Origin of the sequence: Mesorhizobium sp. B1-1-5 (assembly GCF_006443065.1) — a bacterium.
Lineage (GTDB): Bacteria > Pseudomonadota > Alphaproteobacteria > Rhizobiales > Rhizobiaceae > Mesorhizobium.
The window spans coordinates 53,803-68,541 of sequence record NZ_VFWS01000019.1; the positions used below are offsets into that span (position 1 = coordinate 53,803).

The 14,739-nt window shown below is 63.2% G+C and carries 12 protein-coding genes; 11 read left to right on the top strand and 1 reads right to left on the bottom strand.

Annotation, left to right across the window (positions count from 1 at the left end; translation table 11 throughout):
- Positions 1–32 precede the first annotated feature (32 nt).
- The 3 genes from FJ980_RS09815 to FJ980_RS09825 all read left to right on the top strand — a co-directional run bounded on the left by FJ980_RS09815 (position 33) and on the right by FJ980_RS09825 (position 2,584).
- Positions 33–491 carry an invasion associated locus B family protein gene (locus tag FJ980_RS09815; RefSeq protein ID WP_140542703.1) on the top strand — a complete coding sequence of 153 codons (459 nt, stop codon included), beginning with the start codon at positions 33–35 and terminating at the stop codon, positions 489–491.
- A gap of 369 nt (positions 492–860) precedes the next feature.
- On the top strand, positions 861–1,967 hold the full coding sequence (locus FJ980_RS09820) for an alpha/beta hydrolase (RefSeq protein ID WP_246676373.1): 1,107 nt from the start codon (positions 861–863) through the stop codon (positions 1,965–1,967).
- A gap of 77 nt (positions 1,968–2,044) precedes the next feature.
- Positions 2,045–2,584, top strand: a complete 540-nt coding sequence (locus FJ980_RS09825) for a hypothetical protein (RefSeq protein ID WP_140542704.1) — start codon at positions 2,045–2,047, stop codon at positions 2,582–2,584.
- Between the two features lie 12 nt (positions 2,585–2,596).
- Here the strand turns inward: FJ980_RS09825 and FJ980_RS09830 are convergent, their stop codons facing one another.
- Positions 2,597–4,678 (bottom strand): N,N-dimethylformamidase beta subunit family domain-containing protein, encoded by a 2,082-nt coding sequence (locus FJ980_RS09830; RefSeq protein WP_140542705.1) that lies wholly within the window; start codon positions 4,676–4,678, stop codon positions 2,597–2,599.
- Between the two features lie 186 nt (positions 4,679–4,864).
- On the opposite strand from FJ980_RS09830, the gene FJ980_RS09835 reads away from it, so the two are divergent.
- From FJ980_RS09835 to FJ980_RS09870, 8 genes are all read left to right on the top strand, one after another.
- Positions 4,865–5,638 carry a glucose 1-dehydrogenase gene (locus FJ980_RS09835; RefSeq protein WP_140542706.1) on the top strand — a complete coding sequence of 258 codons (774 nt, stop codon included), beginning with the start codon at positions 4,865–4,867 and terminating at the stop codon, positions 5,636–5,638.
- A 189-nt stretch (positions 5,639–5,827) separates the two neighbouring features.
- Positions 5,828–7,150 carry a histidinol dehydrogenase gene (gene hisD / locus FJ980_RS09840; RefSeq protein WP_140542707.1) on the top strand — a complete coding sequence of 441 codons (1,323 nt, stop codon included), beginning with the start codon at positions 5,828–5,830 and terminating at the stop codon, positions 7,148–7,150.
- Positions 7,151–7,165: 15 nt separating this feature from the next.
- Complete coding sequence (locus tag FJ980_RS09845; RefSeq protein ID WP_140542708.1) at positions 7,166–8,191, top strand: alcohol dehydrogenase catalytic domain-containing protein; 1,026 nt, start codon at positions 7,166–7,168, stop codon at positions 8,189–8,191.
- Between the two features lie 31 nt (positions 8,192–8,222).
- Positions 8,223–8,954: a histidine utilization repressor gene (hutC, locus tag FJ980_RS09850; RefSeq protein WP_140542709.1), complete on the top strand. Its 732-nt coding sequence runs from the start codon at positions 8,223–8,225 to the stop codon at positions 8,952–8,954.
- A gap of 314 nt (positions 8,955–9,268) precedes the next feature.
- Entirely contained in the window at positions 9,269–10,270 is a 1,002-nt protein-coding gene (locus tag FJ980_RS09855; protein WP_140542715.1) for an ABC transporter substrate-binding protein, read from the top strand.
- A gap of 151 nt (positions 10,271–10,421) precedes the next feature.
- Entirely contained in the window at positions 10,422–11,162 is a 741-nt protein-coding gene (locus FJ980_RS09860) for an ABC transporter permease (RefSeq protein WP_181170680.1), read from the top strand.
- Positions 11,163–11,172: 10 nt separating this feature from the next.
- Positions 11,173–11,955 carry an ABC transporter ATP-binding protein gene (locus tag FJ980_RS09865; RefSeq protein ID WP_140542710.1) on the top strand — a complete coding sequence of 261 codons (783 nt, stop codon included), beginning with the start codon at positions 11,173–11,175 and terminating at the stop codon, positions 11,953–11,955.
- Positions 11,956–12,325: 370 nt separating this feature from the next.
- A partial coding sequence (locus FJ980_RS09870; RefSeq protein ID WP_181181160.1) for a HAMP domain-containing protein occupies positions 12,326–14,739 on the top strand: 2,414 nt, incomplete at its 3' end.

A 14,739-nucleotide genomic window follows, 5' to 3' on the forward strand; every position in this document is an offset into this window, starting at 1 on the left:
TCAGCGCGGTTTTGTTGCTGACAGGTCCTGCCATGGCTGAAGATGCCAAGCCCGCCGAGACGAAGCCGGCCGACGCCAATCCCTGGGTGGTCAACTGCTCCTCAGGGTCGACCGGAACGGAGCTGCAATGCCAGGTCTCGCAGAATCTTACCGAAGCCAAGACCGGCCAGCGGGTGCTGACCGTGACCGTGCGCGGTCAGCAGAACGCCGCCGGGTTTGCCATGCTGCTTGCCCTGCCGCACGGGCTGTTCCTGCCTTCGGGCGCCTCGTACCAGATCGACAGCGGCAAGAAGGCAACCGTGGCCATCCAGACCAGTGACCAGAACGGCGCCTATGCCGCGGTGCCGCTGGCGCCCGAGCTGGTCAAGGCGATGCGTTCTGGGACGACCCTGAACATCGGCATGGAATCGGTGACGCGCAAACCGGTGACCATTCCGGTTTCGCTGAAAGGCTTCGGCGCAGCGATCGACAAGCTCGAAGCGACCAAATAGGGCACTGTAAATTGCTCAGTCGCAAGATCGAACCCGGCTGGAAGCTATACGAAAACAGCCCCGCACCTCGCTGTCATCAATATGCTGGCAGATAGCTTTGCGAACAGGCCAGCAGCTTAGTCGGTCCAGACACCAAATCGCGGTCGCAGAGCCGAATTCGACCGGCAGATCGTCAGGGCCGGATGCAAAGCCGGCTCCTCATCACGCCGCCTGACTGTGAAGTTCCGCTTCATAGCCCATCGACGTTATCGCCAATAGTCGATCGCGGGCAGCGGCCTTAGATCTGCCGGGCAAGTCTGGACGCACGCCGCAATTCGGCAGTGCGGCGCCATCGAGGCCCAGATACGCGATGTTCAGGAGAGCGACACCATGCCAGACGCGACATTTTCCCGACGCGACGTCCTTTGGACCGGTGCGCTCACCATCGGGGCCGCTTTCGCCGGGCCCCTCGGACTCGCCGCCGCGGAACGCGGCCGAGGCCCGGAGCCGGCGTCCTGGGTGGATTCGGCGACACCCGAGGTGACGCATCGCATGATCGAGACGAACGGGATCCGCTTGCATGTAGCAGAACAGGGTGAAGGTCCGCTCGTCATCCTCTGTCATGGCTTTCCCGAATGCTGGTATTCCTGGCGCCATCAGCTTGGCGCGCTGGCGAAGGCCGGGTTTCGCGCCGTGGCGCCCGACTTGCGCGGCTATGGGCGGAGCGATCGTCCGGAGGAACTCGAGAAATATACGATCCTCCATGACATCGGCGACATGGTGGGCCTCGTCGACGCTCTGGATGCGCAACAAGCCGTGATCGCAGGCCACGACATCGGCGCCGCGATCGCCTGGCAAACGGCGCTTCTACGCCCCGACCGCTTCCGCGCCGTGATCGCGTTCAGTCCGCCGTACCGCTCGCGGGGATTCGGCGACGCCGGGCCGCCGACGACGCTGATGCCGCGAACCGAGGATGCCCTGTTTTACCAGCTCTACTTCCAGAGCCCGGAGGCCGAGGCGGCACTCGGTCGCGATCTTCGTCGCACCTTCCGCTCCATGTTCTACTCGCTTTCGGGCGACAGCCCGCCATCGGCCAACGCCGGGGGATTCGCCGCGGGGATGGTTCCTCGGAACGGGGACTTCCTCACCAATCCGGCGTCCCTGCCTTCCTGGATCGGCGAATCCGACATCGACGTTTATGTCGAGATGTTCGCGCGGAGCGGATTCCGCGGCGCCCTGAACTGGTGGCGCAACATCGACCGCAGTTGGGAACTCATGGCCGCCTTTGGCCAGGCCCAGGTCGCCGTTCCAGCGCTCTACATCGCGGGCGACCGCGATATCATCCTTGACGTGTTTCGACCAATCATCGCCAAGCAATCGGCGCTGGTTCCCAAGATACGGCCGGCGATCATCCTGCCGGGTTGCGGCCATTGGACCCAGCAGGAACGTGCGCCGGAGGTGAACTCGGCGATGATCGATTTTCTTCGCAGCCTATAGCCGAGGAAACGCCGGCTTGGCATGCCGCGGTGTTCGGGCCGCGGTCTCGTGAACGAAACCCAACGAGGGGAGCTCGCATGTCGCCGCAAATCGTGTTCCTGACCCATCTCATCCTGGGCTATGTCCCATGGCTGCTTTGCTTCGGCGCATATATCTGGCCGAGGCTCAGGGCGATGGATCATTTCGATGCGCAACGGGCCATCGCGGCCCTGCATAGCTTGCGCCTCTTCGGGCTTGCCTTCCTCCTTCCTGGCGTGGTTGGCCCCAATCTGCCTGACGGCTTCGCCACGTTCGCAGCCTATGGCTACTTCGCAACCGGGGCGCTGGCCTTGCTGGCGCTGCTCACGATCAGGGTGCGACCGTTGTTTTGGCTGCTCGTCATCGCCTTCAATCTCGTCGGGGTGGCGGACATCGCCGTCGACTTTTACGACGCGGTCCGGGTCGACCTTCCTCAAGTCGCTGGCGAACTCGGCGCCATGTACGCATTCCCGGTCATCTACATGCCGTTGCAGATGATCACGCACTTGGCCGCTTTCTACCTGCTTGTGCGTTCTCGGTCGAACGCCGTTTCCTCTTTCGCCGGCGATGCGCCCGCATCACCGGCCCGGAGGAACTAAAAGGCCATGGCGTCACGACGGAGGGCGATCGCTCGGCGTCGGAGTTGGCCTCCTGCTTTGCAATGCCGAGAGACGGTTAAGCAGGTTCAGGGTGATCCTCCCCACGTCGTTCATTGCTTTGCCGGCAGGCAGCGCGCCGCACCAGGCGACCGAACTTGCCGAAAAGATCAGGCCACCCGCAGCAAGATTTCGTAAGGTCATTTCGGCGCAGCGACGCCCGGCGCGCTCTTCATCCCCGCCCGCGTACCAGCGCGAGGGATCCTGGAAGAAGCCGGCCGGAAAGTCCGTCGCGCGGGCGATCACGACGGTGTCTGCCGACGTGCCCAGGGCCGGGTTCGTCGCATCCACCTCGTAACCCGCGGCGGCACCCAATACGATGCCTTCCGAACCGAAGGTTTCGTCCTCGATGCCTTCAAACAGCCATGCGCATTCCGGCGCGTGGCTTTCGGACGTTCGCGTGAACGGACGCGCGCCCTCGAAACCCATCAGCGAAATCGCGCCGCCGACCAGTGAAAACTCGCCCCGGCCCCGGGAGCGAAGGTGGCCGCCAGGCTCGTTGGTTATCGACAGATATTGTTCGCTGACCGGGCCGTCCCATGTGCGGCCAGGTTCCAGGGGCGAGCGGCGCAGTTCCATCAGGTCGTCCTTGAAGGCGACCGTTCCGGCAAAGCCGTTTCCGCCGAGATAGGCGATGCTGCCGCCCTCGGCCGCAAATTGCCGCAGTGCCCCTTCCATCTCGGTCGACATGTATTCCGGATGGCTTCCGGTCACGACGGCACGATGCCCGCGGAGAGCTTCGATCCCCTGCCGATGCAGCTCGTGATCGGTGACGATGTCGAGCGCGATGCCGTTCTCGTTGCAGAATCTGAGGAAGTGCAGATCGACCGGCAGGTTGTGAGGGCAGCCGCATAGCGGGTAGTTGTAGTCGTCCCGCAATGTCACCTTGGGTTTGCGATAGGAGCAGATCGACACGCCGCTGAGATCGGAGTGATAGTCGTAGAGCGACTTGAGGCTGTTTGCGATGGCAAAGCGGTGTCCGCGATCGTCGCACTTCCATTCATAGAGATGGTCGGGGAGATACTCGTCCGCGTAAGCGAGATAGGTCGCGGTCGGCAGCAGATAAAGCAGCGGTGACGACGCACGCGCGCAGGTGACGAAGAACACGATGCGCTCGTAGCCGCCGTCCCATTCCACCTGGAAAGCGTATACGCCCGGCTTCGCATTCTCGGGCACCGCGGCACGGTGGGAAGCGGGCCAATCGAGCGGTCCCATGTCATCGTCATGGCAATGGACGGCATCGTAGTGCGAAGGCACGAGCCGGGGGTCGAAGCTCGATCCGTCCCAGCGCGCCGATGTCACGCAGAATGTAGGTTGATTGATCGCATCGAGCGCCAGCGGAACCGGTCCGCCTGACGACGGGATCGGTCCCGTCGTCAGCAGGGTCGGGAAATCCCAGGCGATTGGCCCTTGGGAAGTCTCCAGCCGAATAGCTGCAAATCTCGCATTGAGAGTCAGCTCGCTTCGAGAGCCGCTCGCGCCGAAGAGGATGTCGCGCCCTTGTGGATGCCATTCGGCGTCGCGCAGGCGCCGCTTGAATTCGTAAGGGGCGAGGAGGTCGTGAGATTTCAGCGTGAAGAACGGCTCCTCCTCATGCATGCCGAGCTCGACTGTCAGCCAAACCCCTTGCGGAACCGGCGCAGACAACAGACGATCGTTCCTCGTTTCCAAGGCGATCGCCCCATCGCGAAGGCCCAGCAGAAAGGAGCCCGCTTCCAGGATCGTGCGCGGCCCCGTGTTGCGGGTGAGAAACAGCTCAAAGCGGATGCCCTTGACGGCAGGCGCTTTTGCAAGCTCCTCGGCGCGCAGGCGAAGGTACGATCCATGATCGAAGCTGCGATGGGCGTCCGGCTCGGATGTCGCCTCGATTGGCCAATCCACAAGGTCCGCGGCTTGTGTGTCCAGCCGGCATATCCGCACTCTTTCCACCGGCCGGCTGCAGGAGAGGGCAAGTTCCACCCGCTGGCCGGGCCTTACGCTCCAGGGCGTGGCATAACCGGCAGCGCTCATCGCTCCATGGTCAACCAAGCGGCGCATCGATCGTGCCTCTCAAATCCATGAATGACGGAGCGACTTCGCGGTCTTGGTTCCAGATCGACCGGTTGTCGCGCATGCCCCTCAACCACTACCGCAACCCAGCTGATTTGTATATGCTTGTATAGGTAAGTTCGATCCATTAGGCTCAAGGCGAGATCGTCAACCAGCCGTGCCAAGGAGGATCGCATGCGCAACGCTCCGCTCTTCGACCTGTCGGGCCGGAAAGCGCTTGTCACCGGCGCAAGCCGCGGCATCGGGCGTTCCATTGCCGAGGCGCTGAGCGCGGCCGGCGCCGATGTCGCCGTCACGGCACGCAGCCTTGCCTCGCTTGCGGAGACGACGGCAGCCATCCGCGCCGCCGGCGGGGTGGCGCATGCCATCGCCCTGGACGTCACCGATGTCGGCCGCTGCAGGGCGGCGACGGCCGAGGCCGCCGGCCTGCTCGGCGGTCTCGATATTCTCGTCAACAATGCCGGGATGGAGGAAGTCCGCCCCTCGCTCGATGTCGACGAAGCGCTTTGGGACAGGATCGTCGACACGAACCTCAAAGGCGCATTCTTCTGCGCCCAGGCTGCCGCGCAGCACATGAAGGACGCCGGCCGGCCGGGCGTCATCATCAATCTTTGCTCGCTCACCTCCGAAGTCGGGATTCCGACGGCTGTGCCCTATGGCTCGTCGAAGTCGGGTCTGCTCGGCATGACGCGCGCTCTGGCGGCCGAGTGGGCGGATCTGGGGATCAGGGTCAACGCCATCGCCCCCGGCTATTTCAGGACGGCAATGACGGAAGTGTTCTACGGCAATGAGGCATGGCGGCAATCGATGCTCGCCAAGATCCCGCAGCACCGCTTCGGCGACCTGTCGGACCTGCACGGGATCGCTGTATTCCTCGCCTCCGATGCCTCGGCCTATATCACCGGTCAGTCCATCCCGGTCGATGGCGGCTTTCTCGCGTCGATCTGAGTGGCCTCCGATCAGCTATGCTCGCGTTGGCAGGATCCAGAAAATGCTGGCAGCCATTATACATACATGTATATACTTTTGCAGGCTGGCACTACCTGCGGTCCTTGCCCATGTTGCCGGTCTCACGGTCTTCCAGGCGTGTGACCGGCCATCGCCAGCCGCCACCGCGTTCCAGGAGAAGGAGCAGCCATGTCCGATATCAGCTTCCACGACCTGTCGACCCTCGATGCCGACCAGCGGGCCAGCCTGTTGAGGCGCGCCGAAGCCGATCTTTCGGTCTTCGTCGAAAAAGCCCGTCCGATCATCGAGGCGGTCAGGACCGAAGGTGACGCCGCCCTGCTTCGGTTCGCGCGCGAGTTCGACAAGGCCGATGTGGCCGATGGCGGGCTCAAAGTCTCGGAAGCGGAGGTCGACGCGGCATTCGACAAGGTCGAGAAGGATGTCGTGGAGAGCATCCGGTTCGGTATCGAGAACATCAGGCATTTCCACGAGGAGCAGCGTCCGGAAACGATGTGGCTGAAGGAAATTCGGCCGGGCGCCTATGCGGGTGACAGATACACCCCGATCGCCTCCGTGGCGCTTTACGTTCCGCGCGGCAAGGGTGCGTTCCCGTCGGTGACGATGATGACCTCGGTTCCGGCTGTGATTGCCGGCGTGCCCCAGATCGCGATCGTGACGCCGCCGACTTCCGATGGGTCCGTCGATGCCGCGACCCTGGTCGCCGCACGCCTTGCCGGCGTCGAGACCGTGTACAAATGCGGTGGCGCCCAGGCGGTCGCCGCTGTCGCCTACGGCACCGAGACGGTGAAGCCCGCCGTCAAGATCGTCGGGCCGGGCAGTCCCTGGGTGGTGGCGGCAAAGAGCCTGCTGTCCTCGGTCATCAACACCGGCCTTCCGGCCGGCCCTTCCGAAGCCATCATCTTTGCCGATGACAGCGTCGATGGCGGCCTTGCCGCGCTGGACCTTTTGATCGAAGCCGAGCACGGGCCGGATTCCTCGGCCTATCTGGTGACGCACAGCCGCAAGGTCGCCGAGGCCGCGCTTGCCGCGCTGCCGCAGCATTGGTCCCGCATGAGCGAACAGCGCGTCGAATTCTCGCGCGCTGTGCTGACCGGAAAGCGCGGCGGCATCGTGCTGACCACGTCCCTGGAGGACAGCTATCGCTTTATCAACGACTACGCTCCGGAGCATCTCGAGATCCTGTCGAAGGAACCGTTCGCGCATCTCGGATACATCACCGAAGCGGCCGAGATCCTCATGGGTCCGCATACGCCGGTGACGCTCGCCAACTTTGTCCTCGGGCCCAATGCCGTGTTGCCGACCAGCCGGTGGGCGCGCACCTATGGGCCGCTGTCGGTCACGGATTTCGTCAAGCGCTCGTCAGTCGGTTATGTGACGTCGGCGGCCTATCCGGAACTCGCCCAGCACGCGCGCAGGCTCGCCCGCTACGAAGGCTTCAGCTCGCATGAAAACGCGGTGTCGGAAATCCGCAGCCGCTATCTCTCGGTCTGAGCGGAAGCGAAGGCGATGAAGGCCGCGCGACTTTACGGACCCGGCGACTTGCGCGTTGAGGATATCGCCGCCCCGGGCGTCCCCGATGCGGGCTGGGTGAAGCTCAAGGTGGACGCCGCGGGCATCTGCGGTTCCGACCTGCACAATTTCCGCACGGGCCAATGGATAAGCCGCTCGCCTTCGACGGCCGGCCATGAATTGACGGGCACGGTGGTCGCCGTCGGCGAGGGCGTCGACACCATCGCCATTGGCGACCGGGTGGTCGCCGATTCCCGCTTCTGGTGCGGAGAGTGCGCGCAATGCCGTGCCGGCAGGCGCCATCTCTGCACGTCGCTAGGCTTCGTCGGCGAAATATGCGACGGCGGATTTGCCGAACAGGTCGTGCTCCCCGCGCGACTGTTGCATAGCGTCGATGCCGCGCTTGATGCACGGGTGGCGGCAATGGCCGAGCCGCTCGCCGTTGCGCTGCACGCGGTGCGACGTCTGCCGAAAGCAGCGGCCTCGGTGCTTGTTCTCGGCTGCGGGACCATTGGCGGCCTTGCCGCGTTGCTGCTGTCGCGGACGTTCGCGGGCACCGTGCTGATCGCCGACCGCAACCAAGGCCGCTGCGCTCGCGTCGCGCGCGTGACCGGCGCCACGATCGTCGATCTAGACCCGCACGCCATCGCCTCAGCGACTGCGAATACCCCCTTGCTCGCGGCCGTCGAGGCGACAGGCAGCGTCGCCGCGCTCAGTCGGTTGCTGGGTGTTCTCGGCCCGGGCGGTACCATTGCGATGGTCGGCATCTTCCACGGCCGGCTCGACATCGACCCCAACATGCTGGTCGAGCGGGAGATCGCGTTGCTGGGCTGCCACGCCTTCGCCGACGAGCTTCCCGATGCCATCCGGATGCTGGGTGAGCTGAGCGAGCCGCTGATCGGCCTGATCGACCGCGAGATCGGCCTGGATGACGTCCCCGCGGCCTATCGGCGGCTGCTGGAAGGCCAGGGCGACGGCTTGAAAACAATCATCCGAATGCGGCAACCCCTTGAGCATTCCTGATTTCCGATGCTTGCCGGAAAGGACATCTGAAATGAACACTCTGCCCGATACGGCCAGCCCCCTCTACGAGAAGGTCAAGGACTACATCCTGACGAACATCGGAACTGGCCGGTGGAGCAAGGACCGCAAGCTGCCGTCCGAAAATGAATTCGTGGCAGCGCTTGGCGTCTCCAGGATGACGATCCACCGTGCCTTGCGGGAACTGACCTCGGCGGGATTTCTGATCCGGCTGCAGGGCGTGGGAACATTCATCGCGCCGCCGCGGCCGCAATCGGCCCTGATCGAGATCAACAATATCGCGGCCGAGATCCTGGCACGCGGCAACAAGCATCGTTCCGAGGTTCTCGTCCTCGAAAAAATCATGCCGGAAAAGGAGCTTGCGCTGTCCTTCGAGTTCGCCAGGCGCTCGTCGGTCTACCATTCCGTCGTCGTCAATTTCGAGAACGATCTGCCCGTGCAGTTGGAAGAGCGCTTCGTCAATCCGAGCCTGATCCCCGACTATGACAAGCAGGATTTTTCCAAGACCGCGACCTACGACTATCTGATGCAGAAAACACCGGTGACCGAGGTCGAGCATATCATCTCGGCCATTCCGGCCGATGCCGAGACGGCGCGGCATCTGGGCATCGATGCCGGCAGCTGCTGCCTGCTTCTGTACCGCCGGACGTGGACGGGAGCGATCGTCGCCACCATCAGCAAGCTGACCTATGTCGGCAGCCGCTATTCGCTCGGCAGCCGGTACTCTCCTTCCAAAAACGGCTGATCGCGGCAAGGCGAGCCTTGTTCCGGCGCAAATCGCGTGACGGATTTCCTGGATGCGATCGACCCCAATGCCATGCGGCAAACGGATGCGGCCCGATGCCCTGGAAGCCGCGGATTTCGAGCGCTCCAGCTTGTATATGCATGTATGTATTTTCGCCTTGACATTCACCGCCGCTGACGTTGAGTATCCTTGCGCTTCCATTGAAGCGGCAGGTAAGACGCCGAGCCACAGTGCCGCAAGAGCATAAGCCCGCATTCATCCAGGCCGGATATGCAGTTCAAAGAGCGGCGCGATCATAAAGGGGAACAGAGATGATGCGTGACCTAGCAGGACAATTTCGTGCACTCGCCGTGGCCGCCGCCATCGTGTTCGCCCCGGCGGCCTATGCCGCCGACACGGCCATTCCCGCGACGCCTGAAGCGGGAACCTTCAAGATCGGCATCGAGCCATGGCTCGGCTATGGCCAGTGGCACGTTGCCGAGGCCAAGGGCCTGTTCAAGGCAAGCGGGTTGTCGGACGTCCAAATCGTCAACTTCGCGGAAGACAAGGACATCAACGCCGCGCTCGCGAGCGGCCAGCTCGATGCCGCCAACATCGCGACCCATACCGCGATGGGTATGGTTGCGGCGGGCCTGCCGGTGAAAATCGTGCTGCTGCTCGATGTCAGCATGACGGCCGACGCCATGATCGCCGGCAAGGATATTTCCTCCGTCGCCGATCTCAAGGGCAAGCAGGTCGCCTTCGAGGAGGGCACGACCAGCGACATCCTACTCAAATACGCCCTTGCCAAGAACGGCCTGTCTATCGCCGATGTGCAGCCGGTGCCGATGCCGGCGGCCGACGCCGGCAGCGCGCTGATTGCCGGACAGGTCCCGGTCGCGGTCACCTACGAACCTTATCTCACCGCGGCGAGGGCGCAGAACAAGGACGTCAAGCTGCTCTTCACCGCCGGCGAGGATCCCGGCCTGATCAGCGACGTGCTTGTGGTGCGTGACGAGGTGATCAAGTCGCGGCCCGGCCAGGTGCTTGCCATGATTAAGACCTGGGATGCGGCCCTGAAGGACTATAACGGCGATACCGCTGGCGGCCGCGCTATCATTTCCAAGGCCGTCGGTTCCAGTGTCGAGGACCTCAACACCGCCTTCGACGGCGTGCGCTATTATTCTCTCGCCGAGAACAAGAGCGCTCTGACCGGCGAGTTCTCCACCAAGACGTTTGCCGATGTCGAAGCCGCCGCCAAGAATGCCGGGTTGCTCCAGGCCGACGTGACGCCGGAGCAGATGATAGACCCGTCATTCGTCAAGGCCGCGGAATGATGAAGGCTGCGTCGCGGTGGTAGCGCGGATGTCCGAGCAGCGTGCCGCCAAAACGAGCCAGTCCGGCCCCGCGCAAGGACCGGCTGCGCGACCGGTGCCGCGCCGCCGATCCTCCGGAATCGGCGCGCCCATCACACGCTCGCGCTTCCTGATGATCGCCGTGGTCGTTTTTGCCGGCCTCGGCCTCGCCTGGTGGGCGGCAACGGGCCTGGAGCTGGTGAAGCCCATCTTCCTGCCCTCGCCGGAAAGCGTGGCGGGGCAGCTCGGCAAGCTCTGGAGCGACGGCACGCTGTGGCTGGACCTCAAGGCCTCGATATACCGCATCTCCATCGGCTTCCTGATCGCCTCGGCGCTGGCGATACCGATCGGCGTGCTGATCGGCAGCTTCAGGGTCTGGGAAGCTGCTGTCGAGCCGCTGGTGGATTTCATCCGCTACATGCCGGTGGTCGCCTTCGTGCCGCTTTCCATCCTCTGGTCGGGCACCGGCGACGCCCAGAAGTTCCTGATCATCTTCATCGGCACGTTCTTCCAGCAGGTCCTGATGATCATGGACAATGTGAAGCGGGTGCCGACGGATTTCGTCGGCCTCGGTAGGACGCTCGGCCTGCCGGACCGCAAGATCCTGACGCGCATCGTGGTGCCCAGCGCCCTGCCGGGCATCTGGGACACGCTGCGCATCAGCCTGGGCTGGGCGTGGACCTGGCTCGTGCTGGCTGAGCTCGTCGCGGCGACGTCCGGCCTCGGCTACCGCATCACCGTGTCCCAGCGTTATTTCCAGACGAACACCATCATCGGCTACATCCTGCTCTTGGGCGTGCTCGGTCTCATCACCGACCAGGTGATGAAGGCGCTGGGAAAGGTGCTGTTCCGGCAGGAAGGGCACGCGCAATGAGGTTCGGCCGATGAGCTTGCCCAAACTGCGCATCGAAGGCCTCCACAAGAGCTTTGGCACCGGGGAGCGGCGCACGCAGGTGCTGCGCGACATCAATCTCGACCTTGCCGACAACGAGTTCGTCTCGCTGGTGGGCACGTCGGGTTGCGGCAAGAGCACGCTGCTGTCGATCGTGGCCGGGCTGCAGGATTTCGACGCGGGCGAGCTCGATATCGACGGCTCGCCGATCCTCAAGCCGGGCCTCGACCGCGGCGTCGTCTTCCAGTCCTACACGCTGCTGCCGTGGCTGACGGCGCAGCAGAACATAGAATTTGCCCTCAAGGCCGCCGGCTACGATCGCTCGACCTGCCGCAGGATTGCGCGCGAGCATCTCGACCTCGTCAAGCTCCCGCACTGCGCCGACCTCTATCCGTCGGAACTGTCGGGCGGCATGAAGCAGCGCGTCGCCATCGCGCGCGCTCTGTCCTATCGGCCCAAGATGCTGCTCATGGACGAGCCCTTCGGCGCGCTCGACGCCTTGACCAGGCACCAGATGCAGGAGCTGCTGACGCAGATCTGGGAGGAGCACCGGCTGACCGTGCTCTTCGTCACCCACGACGTGGAGGAGGCCGTCTACCTGTCCGACCGCATCGTCGTCATGGGGATCGGCCCGGGACGCATCATGCGAACCTTCAACGTCGACATAGAGCGCCCGCGCCGGGAAGAGATCATGGAAAGCGCCGAGTTCATGGACCTGCAGCGCAATGTCCACAAGGCGATCCGCGAAGCTTCAAGACGTCCAGAGATGGCATAAGGCGAGCCAGCGTTGCCGGCCGCCTGCGGAATCGCTCCTCTGCGACTAACATAATCGTTATCCGTCAATAGCTTACGAAGCGGTTCGCCAAAGTTGACAAGAGCCCGCGAGCGGCGGTGTCGCAGCTTCCGATTGGGCGGAATACGCCAAGCAATTCCAAGGGCGAAGCAAGCCAAATAACGGGGCGAGCCTTGCGCGTTCTTAAGCGCTTGCGGGCGTGCGGATAAGATTCGATCTGCGCATCGGAACTAATTGGCCCCTACCACGTTTTGGAGCTTGCGGTGAATTGTATACCTCGCCGCGAGGGCGGGACTTCATCTGATCATCAGTTTCTTCACAAACAGGTGGACTGGGGAGTGGCACTGTGAGCGTGCAGGCATCAAGGGCGCAATTGGATCGTCGCCAGATTCTCAATTCCTTAAAGGCCTTCAGGCGAGGCGACTTTTCCATCCGGATCGACAACATCTATGAGGGAATAGATTCCGATATTGCCGATGCCTTCAATCAGATCGTCGAACTCAACGATCAGGTGACGAAGGAGTTTGAGCGGCTGAGCAGAGTCGTCGGCAAGGATGGCAGAATTGGCGAGCGGGGTCATGTGCGCAATGCTACCGGCAGCTGGGAATCAAGCGTCAGGTCGGTCAACGACCTGATCGAAGACATGGTTCAACCGACCGCCGAAGTAGCCCGCGTCATCGGGGCAGTGGCGAAAGGCGACCTTTCCCAGACAATGATGGTCGAAATCGACGGTCGCCCGCTGCGCGGGGAGTTCCTGCGCATAGGCAAGATCGTCAACACGATGGTGGGACAACTGGCTTCCTTTGCCTCCGAAGTGACACGTGTCGCGCGTGAGGTTGGAACGGAGGGAAAGCTCGGCGGACAAGCGCGGGTGAAGGGCGTGGCCGGCACGTGGAAGGACCTGACCGACAACGTCAACGCCATGGCCACCAACCTTACCGGCCAGGTGCGCAACATCGCCGAGGTGACCACTGCGGTGGCGTCCGGCGATTTGTCAAAGAAGATCACCGTCGACGTGAAGGGCGAGATCCTCGAGCTCAAGAACACCATCAACACGATGGTCGATCAGTTGAACTCGTTCGCATCGGAAGTGACGCGCGTCGCGCGCGAGGTCGGCACGGAAGGCAAGCTCGGAGGCCAGGCGCGGGTCGAAGGCGTCGGCGGCACGTGGAAGGACCTCACCGACAATGTGAACTCCATGGCCGAGAATTTGACCGGCCAGGTTCGCAACATCGCCGAGGTGACGACCGCGGTCGCGCTGGGCGATCTCTCGAAGAAGATCACCGTCGACGTGAAGGGCGAAATCCTCGAGCTCAAGAACACCATCAACACGATGGTCGATCAGCTGAACTCCTTCGCATCAGAAGTCACGCGCGTCGCGCGTGAGGTCGGCACCGAGGGCAAGCTCGGCGGCCAGGCCCAGGTTCGCGGCGTCGCCGGCACTTGGAAAGACCTGACCGACAACGTCAATTCCATGGCCGAGAACCTCACCGGCCAAGTGCGCAACATTGCCGAGGTCACGACGGCGGTTGCTTCGGGCGACCTGTCGAAAAAGATCACGGTGGCGGTGCAGGGGGAGATACTCGAGCTCAAGGATACCATCAACACGATGGTCGATCAGCTGAACTCGTTTGCCTCGGAAGTCACGCGCGTTGCGCGCGAAGTGGGCACGGAAGGCAAGCTAGGCGGGCAGGCCGAGGTGAGGGGCGTCGGGGGAACCTGGAAAGACCTGACTGACAACGTCAACCTGATGGCGGCCAACCTGACGGGTCAGGTCCGAAACATCGCCGAGGTGACGACAGCCGTCGCCCGCGGCGACCTTTCCAAGAAGATCACCGTGGACGTCAAAGGCGAGATCCTCGAGCTCAAGGATACCGTCAATACGATGGTCGACCAGCTGAACTCCTTCGCCTCCGAAGTCACGCGCGTGGCGCGCGAGGTCGGTTCGGAAGGCAAGCTCGGCGGCCAGGCCCATGTGGAAGGCGTCGGCGGCACGTGGAAAGACCTGACCGACAACGTCAACGCCATGGCCGGCAATCTGACCGTGCAGTTGCGCGACGTGTCCAAAGTCGCAACCGCGATCGCAACCGGCGACCTGACGCAGAAGATCACCGTCGATGCCTTGGGAGAGATCCTGCAGATCAAGGACGTGATCAACACGATGGTTGATCAGCTGAATTCCTTTGCCTCGGAGGTGACGCGCGTGGCGCGCGAGGTCGGTTCCGACGGCAAGCTCGGTGGCCAAGCGCAGGTCAGAGGCGTGGGCGGCACCTGGAAGGACCTGACCGACAATGTGAACGCGATGGCGGCCAACCTGACGGGCCAGGTGCGCAACATCGCGGAAGTGACCACGGCCGTGGCGCTCGGCGACCTTTCCAAGAAGATCACCGTGGACGTCAAGGGCGAGATCCTTGAGCTCAAGTCGACCATCAACACCATGGTCGACCAGCTGAACTCCTTCGCCGGCGAGGTGACACGCGTGGCGCGCGAAGTCGGCACCGAAGGAAAGCTCGGCGGCCAAGCCCAGGTGCGAGGCGTCGCCGGTACATGGAAGGATTTGACCGACAACGTGAACTCCATGGCCGAGAATCTGACCGGCCAGGTTCGCAACATCGCCGAAGTCACGACCGCGGTCGCGCGAGGCGATCTTTCGAAGAAGATCACCGTCGACGTGAAGGGCGAAATCCTCGAGCTCAAGTCGACCATCAACACCATGGTCGACCAGCTGAACTCCTTCGCCGGCGAGGTGACACGCGTGGCGCGCGA